The organism is Bacteroides sp. ET71 (assembly GCF_023336905.1).
Classification (GTDB): Bacteria; Bacteroidota; Bacteroidia; order Bacteroidales; family Bacteroidaceae; genus Bacteroides.
The window spans coordinates 1-7,199 of the sequence record NZ_JAMBLS010000050.1 but is presented as its reverse complement, the minus strand read 5'-3'; the positions used below and the strand labels follow the sequence as shown (position 1 = coordinate 7,199).

The following is a 7,199-nucleotide window of genomic DNA, read 5'->3' as shown; positions in this document are numbered from 1 at the left end:
GTAAACAGAATATCTTCTTTTTGGAAATGCCAATAATCTTTTTTAGGAGTATGATAATTAGGCTCAATACCTGCTTCCTTCAGTGAATTTAGATTCTGCTCAACATATTTCATTATGTTTCCTTGTAACTCCAGATACATCTCTACACGACATTGTTGACTGAAGTCCCATAATGAATTATACTTTAATGTAAGCATGATTTGTCCCAATTCCTTATAGGCATAATAAGTATACCTATTGTTCTCTTTAGCTTTAACTTGCAATACAATACCTCTGTTTTCCAACCGTGCATTAACCGCCTTTTCATCTTCTATTGATTCACGGATATGCCTGATTACATTTGATCGAATTTCAGATAGTCTATTGATTATCTTTCGATTATCACTTTCTGAGTAATAAAAGCTCAATTCGTTTGCATCCATATTATATAAGGTTTTGCTATAGATATTTTGAATAAAATCTCGCAAAATCATCAAATTTCTAGAGTCTGAAGAATGAGAATAATTAGGCAATGCACTTTCTATAGATTCGGCAAATTCCTTATGCGTAATATTTACATATGGATTCGTAACCTGCATTTCATGTAATGACAAAACAACACCACGTTTGAGTTCATCAGACATATTTATACCTCTCCAATAAATATCAAGAGGATTATACAGATTGGCATAAACTTTGTTTTCAATAATAATAGCTTCCTTTTCGCTTTTAATTAAAAGGTCTATCCATTTTCCTTCAATAGGATATTCGCGAAAGACAGAGAACTTATCCATTAGCAAAGGCTTTTTACCCGTCTTCTCAGAGACCAGAGTATTAAGTGCTTCTATAAACAATCGTCCTAAGCCATGTTTTTCTTTCGGGTTGAAGAAATAGGCATAAATATCCGACCAGTTATTCTCATAAATACTTATCCCTGCGATATCCATAAAAGTTTTTTCCCGTATTTGCTTTTTGGGAATACATTTTTGATTTTGGCTCAACCATTCAGATAGTTCTTTGAGTTCTTCATTCATAACATTATAATTTAAGTATTGATTTACGATTTATGCTACTCTAAAGTATATTGATGCGAATACAAGAAAAGGACACAGCCCTCCTTTTTCTTATCCATCCGCTTAGGCTCTGGTAAACCCGAAATCAGAATAAGTAAAAGCGGCCTGCGCCCTTTGGAAGGGTGCAAACTACGCTTAGACCTATTATTCTTGATTTCAGTCCAAATTTTACCAGAATTTAAGCGAATCGAATAACTGTCTAATCGTTTGCAATATGTCTTTAATCTATTTCTTAGCTCATTTTGTTTTGGTTACGTTGCAAAGTTACAAAACACTAATGAACTACAAAATAAATTGCTAACTATATCGCAAGCCGCCCTGTTTTTTGCCTCACTCCGCCGCCTTAAAGTTATACACCGGCTTAATCACGTTCACCACCGACACCGTGTCCTGGATGTTTCGGATGATTTCATCTTTCGGCTTATACACCATCGGCGATTCATCCTTGGTTTCCTCGCTCACGCATTCGGTATAGATATCCTGCATGGACCGGGCATAGTCGTCCAAGCTGATTTCTTTGAACGCCTGGCTGCGGCTCATGATGCGTCCGGCCCCATGCGGAGCGGAATGGTTCCAATCCTCATTGCCTTTGCCGATGCAGATCAAGGAACCGTCACGCATATTCAGTGGGATGATACATTTCTCTCCGGCACGGGCAGAGATGGCTCCCTTGCGGATGATATTGTCATCGCCGATGTAGTTGTGGATGCTCTCAAACTGTAGTCCGGCATCCCGGCTCTTAGCCACGCCCTCCGCCAAGAGATGGTCGAGGATAAGTTCTGCAATCAGGCGACGGTTGATTTTCGCCCATAGCTGGCAGAGGCGCATGTCGTGCAGGTAGTCTTCGCGGAAGTGGCCCTCCAGGTAGGACAGGTCGGGCAGTATCGTGGGCTTGCGCATCTTGAACGAATTGTGCAATTGACGGATAGCTTCTTGCAGCTCGTCTTTTCGCCCGGCTTGTTTGTAGGCCGCGATCAGCCTATCTTGCTCTTCCATCAGCTCTGCCCAACCGGATTGGCACTTCACGGCCAACTTTTGGTAGATTTGCGCCACCTGTTTGCCCAGGTTGCGACTCCCGGTATGCACCACCAGATAATGCAGGCCGCTTTCGTCTTTGTCCAGTTCGATGAAGTGATTGCCTCCCCCCAACGAACCGATGGAGAGGTTAAGCCGTTTGGTCTCTTTCAGTTCCCGGTAGCAACGCATCTGCTTAATGAGGTCCTTGCTTTCGCGATAGTCATCCATGTATTTTTGCGGAAGTGGGGCATAACGATTGTCCCGGTAATTGCGTCCGGAAGGGATATGGTGCAAAATAAACTCATTCAACGCATGAAAATCCATCGCCTTTGCGCAGGCAAACGGCTGTACCCAGATGCCGCAACCGATGTCCACACCTACGATATTGGGGATTACTTTGTCACCCAAATTGCCCGTAAAGCCGATGACGCACCCGGCTCCGGCATGCACATCGGGCATGATGCGGATTTTGCAACCACCAAAAGCAGGAATGGCCAGCAACCGCTCTATCTGTTCGATGGCAGTAGTCTCGATGTTGTCCGTGAATATCTTCACATCGTGATTTCCTAAGGTTTTCATCATTAGCACTTGTTTATGATTAGTGAGTACAAAGTAAGAGCCCCCAAATGCCAAAACACGGCACAACCCAAGAAAAAATGCAGGAAAGCGAGAAAAAAATAAGGCTGTGCCATGATTTGGCGCAACAGAATGTGTAACTTTGCGTCAGAACCGTTAAAAACCCTATGATATGGCTGCAAATCTTTTTGGACGATACGTCTGGCTGATGGATGTCTTGCTCCGGTACAAACGGCTGACGTATGAGGAAATCTGCGAGCTTTGGCAGGAGAGCGGACTGAGCTATGGCGAGGAATTGCCGTTGCGCACGTTCCACAATCACCAGAAGGCTATCAAGGACATCTTCGATGTTTATATAGAATGTGACCGGAAAGACAATTACCGCTATTACATCGACGAGCCCGAACGCTTGGAAGGCAACAACCTGCGTAGCTGGCTCATCAGTTCCTACGCCACGCTGAACCAGATACAGGCAGACAAGAAGCTGGAGGACCGGATTATTTTTGAGGAAATCCCTTCCGGACAGACGTGGCTGACTTGCATTGCCGATGCCATGCGGCGCAATCACGTGCTGAGCATCACACACCAGGGCTTCAGCAAACCGGAACCCTGCACATTCGACATCGAGCCTTACTGCCTGAAGGTGGTCAAACGACGCTGGTATGTGGTGGCACGAAGTCCCTATTACTCCCAGCGCAACAAGGAGCAAGGCATCAAGCCGAATGATGTTTATCGGGTATATGCCCTCGACCGCATTTCGGATATTCAAGATACGGGCAAGACATTCAAGATGAAGAAAAACTTTGATGTGGACAGGTATTTTGAAGGCTGTTGCGGAGTGATAACCTCTGACAAACCGATTCAGCGGATTGTACTCTTGGCCTACAACCACTTTGCCGACTATCTGCGCACCCTCCCCTTGCACGAATCCCAACGTGAGCTGGAAAGCAATGACGAATCGACGCTCTTTGAATATCACCTGAAGCCGACTTTCGACTTTTACCAGCTGGTGCTTGCCCAAGGCGACCAAGTGGAGGTATTGGAGCCGGAACCGGTACGCGACGAGATGCGCAACTTTGCACAAAACATGTTGAACTATTACACCAGAGAAAAGAAGGAGAAACCATGCAAGGATTGAACTTTATCGCCATAGATTTTGAGACGGCCACGGGCAAACGCGCATCCATCTGCGAGGCAGGCATCTGCGTGGTGCGCGACGGGCAGATCGTGAAAACCCGCTCGTGGCTCGTGCGTCCACAGGGCAATATGTACAGCTATTGGAACATGCAAATCCACGGCATACGCCCGAGCGACACCATCCATTCGCCGGAGTTTCCCGAAGTATGGGCTGAAATCCTGGAATACCTGAAAGACATTCCCGTGCTCGTGGCCCACAACGCCGCTTTTGACATTGGTTGCATCCGCCACTCGTTGGAACTATACGGCATGGAGAAGCCCGACATCACCTATTATTGCACCCTGCGGGCAGCCCGCCGCCTCTATGACTTCGGTTGCAACAGCCTCGACTACCTTTGCCACGAGTTTGAGATTCCCTGCGGGCAGCACCACCAGGCAGGCAACGATGCGGAGATGTGCGCCCGGCTATTCCTGAAGGAGATCAAGGATGCAGGGGCGTGCGCACTCGAAGATATCGGACATTGCAATGGGAAACTCTAACGCATACATGCCCCACCCTACCTTCTCCCGACCTCGTCCTTGCCTATATACAGAGAGGAGGTAGGGAGGAGGCTGGGGCTTGGAGGAACTTTGGCCGTGCCATGGAAGAACATTGAGGCCAGCTTGTCCAAAGTTTGCGTAATCCATTTATAAGCCCTACCTTTGCCCCGACGGACTACATTTACAAACAAGTTGCTTTTTCGCATGATAAAAAAACAGAAGTTCTACGTGGTTTGGGCGGGCGGCACCCCAGGCATTTACCGCACTTGGACAGAATGCCAACTGCAAACCAAGGGTTATGCCGGCGCGAAATATAAATCGTTCGACACTTTGCAGGAGCCGAAGAAGCGTTTGCCTCCTCGCCTACAGACTATATCCGGCCTACCGGGATCTCGCCAGTGCCCAAACGACCGACCGTCTTCTGCCTACCTCCCGACCTGAAAGGCCAGGCCCTGGCCGTAGATGCCGCTTGTAGCGGAAATCCCGGCAAGATGGAATACCGCGGCGTACACCTCCCCAGCTTCCAGCAGGCCTTTCATTCTGGTCCCCTCTACGGCACCAACAATATCGGCGAATTTCTGGCCATCGTGCATGCCCTGGCCTTGCTGAAGCAAAAAGGGCTTGACATGCCCATCTACAGTGACAGCCGCAACGCCATCGCCTGGGTGCGCCAGAAAAAATGCAAGACCAAGCTGCCCCGCGACACCAAGAGCGAACCCCTATTCCAACTGATCGACCGCGCCGAACGATGGCTGCACGATAATGCCTACTCCACACCGATACTGAAATGGGAAACGGAACAATGGGGCGAGATTCCAGCCGACTTCGGGCGAAAATAGTCCAAGAAACATACTCGAAAAATTATGATACGACAAATCACCTTCCGCCTATCCGCCAAACGACGGGGATGCCATCTGGTCACTTCCGAAATTCTGGAGCATCTGCCCAAACCTCTACCACAAACCGGACTGCTCAACCTCTTTGTGCAACACACTTCGTGTGCCCTATCCATCAATGAAAATGCCGACCCGGACGTACGTACCGACATGGAAAAGATTCTGAACCACCTGGTTCCTGAAAACGAACCTTACTACGACCACACCCTGGAGGGCCTGGACGACATGCCTGCCCATGCCAAATGCTCGCTCTTTGGAGTGAGCCTGACCATCCCCATCACAAATGGTCGGCTGAACTTGGGCACATGGCAGGGCATTTACCTGTGTGAATTTCGCGACTACGGTGGAGAAAGGAAAATAGTAGCCACAATTTATGAATAGAAACTATGTACCAGAAATTCATCATCAACCAAGACGGCGTGCTGAAGTTCGGCCGCGTCTATTTGCATAGGGACCTCTTGGCATGGGACGAGCAATGTCCCTATGGCGGTGGCCTGTGGAAGATTGATGAGGGGCGCGGAGCCATCCTGCTCTACGGCCGCTCATTCGACTTCGGGGCTCCGGACTTTTATCACTTATGCCGCGTGGAGTGGAACGGGGTAGGCGGTCGGCCCTTGCCGCTTTTCTACTTGCCACACTGGCCGGAGGAGGATCTGTTGATCCCAGTCGGTGCAGGGTGAAGAATACATTTACCCCTTTGGTTTTGCCCGAAAACGTATAGTGCGGGAAGTATTCCAAAGTATTCTTTTCTTCTTTGCCTCTTTCCTCCTACTTCGCTCGGTCTAAAAAGACTGAAGCGAGATGGAAAGAAGAATAGACTATGAGGATAGGAAATGCAATCTGCTACTCATCTCAAAAATATTCCTTTTGCTGTATATGATTGAAATAAACAGCTCATGCTTTTTTCCATTAAATCAAAAGATGAGTTAGTTATATCAGACACACACCAGACAATAAATAATGCACTAACCGAAAACGCAGGAAAAAATAATTTTGCAGCATCATTGATTTGCAAGTCTACTTCCTCCTATTTAAAACTGCAAAAATTCAAAAAATATTTCGCCATTAATGAGTATATCGGAGGGTGTTTTCCGTCATAAAATTCCAAAGTAAAAACCAACATGACTATTTTTATGATGAGATTAGTGATTGGAATATGCCTTTTGTTGGCCAGCACATATGCCAGCCCAAGTAATGGCAAACATTTTGAGGTTCAGTCGCCTGACGGAAAACTTTCCGCACAAATTGTTGTGGATGAGAAATTGGCCTACTGCATTTGTTTTCAAGGTAAGGAAGTATTGGCTCTTTCGTCCATAGGTATGGAGCTGACGGACGGAACGATTTGGGGGAAATCACCGCAAGTGTGGGATACCCAACGGAGACAAGTCGATCAACGCGTAGCATCGCCTTTCTTCCGAGCTACGGATATCAAGGAACGATATAATGAACTGATTCTCCGCTGCAAGGGCAACTATGCTGTAACTTTCAGAGCCTATGATGATGGCATAGCCTATCGCTTTTCCTATGAAAAAGAGGAAACCGTGTATGTTGCGTCGGAAACCGTAGATTATCGTTTTCCCACTGACAACGAAGTGGTACTACCCTATGTGCGTGGCGGAAAGGCTGACGATTATGAATCCCAATTCTTCAACTCTTTCGAGAATGTTTATACGGAGACGAACTTGTCGGCACTTACGCCGGGGCATCTGGCTTTCCTGCCATTGGTAGTGACCACCCCGGAAGGAGTAAGGATTTGCCTGACAGAATCACATCTGGAAAATTATCCAGGTCTCTACCTGACTGGTGGGGATGCCTCTAATCAATTGAAAGGTATCTTCCCGGCTTATCCGAAAAAAACTAGCCAAGGAGGCCACAATATGCTGCAACAAATCGTAGAGAAAAGAGAAGCATATATCGCCAAAGTGAACGGTGCGCGCGACTTCCCTTGGCGCATTGCCTTGGTGGCGGCAGATGATAAGAT

General features: G+C 47.2%; 7 protein-coding genes and 2 pseudogenes. 7 read left to right on the top strand and 2 right to left on the bottom strand.

The features are described 5' to 3' along the window. Together M3090_RS14455 and M3090_RS14450 are read right to left on the bottom strand one after the other, a co-directional pair. The coding region (locus tag M3090_RS14455) for a PD-(D/E)XK nuclease family protein (protein WP_249057505.1) at nt 1–1,013 on the bottom strand (1,013 nt) is incomplete at its 3' end. A 369-nt stretch (nt 1,014–1,382) separates the two neighbouring features. Continuing rightward, nucleotides 1,383–2,651, bottom strand: a complete 1,269-nt coding sequence (locus M3090_RS14450) for an RtcB family protein (protein ID WP_249057502.1) — start codon at nt 2,649–2,651, stop codon at nt 1,383–1,385. Nucleotides 2,652–2,817: 166 nt separating this feature from the next. Here M3090_RS14450 and M3090_RS14445 point away from each other — a divergent pair, with 166 nt between their 5' ends. The 7 genes and pseudogenes from M3090_RS14445 to M3090_RS14420 form a co-directional block, all read left to right on the top strand. Next, nucleotides 2,818–3,783: a helix-turn-helix transcriptional regulator gene (locus M3090_RS14445; protein ID WP_249057501.1), complete on the top strand. Its 966-nt coding sequence runs from the start codon at nt 2,818–2,820 to the stop codon at nt 3,781–3,783. Beyond that, nucleotides 3,771–4,322: a 3'-5' exonuclease gene (locus tag M3090_RS14440; protein WP_249057498.1), complete on the top strand. Its 552-nt coding sequence runs from the start codon at nt 3,771–3,773 to the stop codon at nt 4,320–4,322. Before M3090_RS14445 ends, M3090_RS14440 begins: the two co-directional genes overlap by 13 nt. Before the next feature lie 207 nt (nt 4,323–4,529). Continuing rightward, nucleotides 4,530–4,700, top strand: a pseudogene (locus M3090_RS16015) (viroplasmin family protein); the annotation flags it as partial. Between the two features lie 71 nt (nt 4,701–4,771). Next, nucleotides 4,772–5,161 (top strand): annotated as a pseudogene (locus M3090_RS16010) (RNase H family protein); the annotation flags it as partial. A gap of 24 nt (nt 5,162–5,185) precedes the next feature. Continuing rightward, a complete protein-coding gene (locus M3090_RS14430) occupies nt 5,186–5,599 on the top strand; it encodes a secondary thiamine-phosphate synthase enzyme YjbQ (RefSeq protein WP_249057496.1) in 414 nt (137 codons plus the stop codon). 5 nt (nt 5,600–5,604) lie between these two features. Beyond that, complete coding sequence (locus M3090_RS14425; protein WP_249057494.1) at nt 5,605–5,898, top strand: hypothetical protein; 294 nt, start codon at nt 5,605–5,607, stop codon at nt 5,896–5,898. Between the two features lie 453 nt (nt 5,899–6,351). Beyond that, nucleotides 6,352–7,199 (top strand): glycoside hydrolase family 97 N-terminal domain-containing protein (locus M3090_RS14420; protein ID WP_249057492.1); only part of this gene is annotated, 848 nt, incomplete at its 3' end.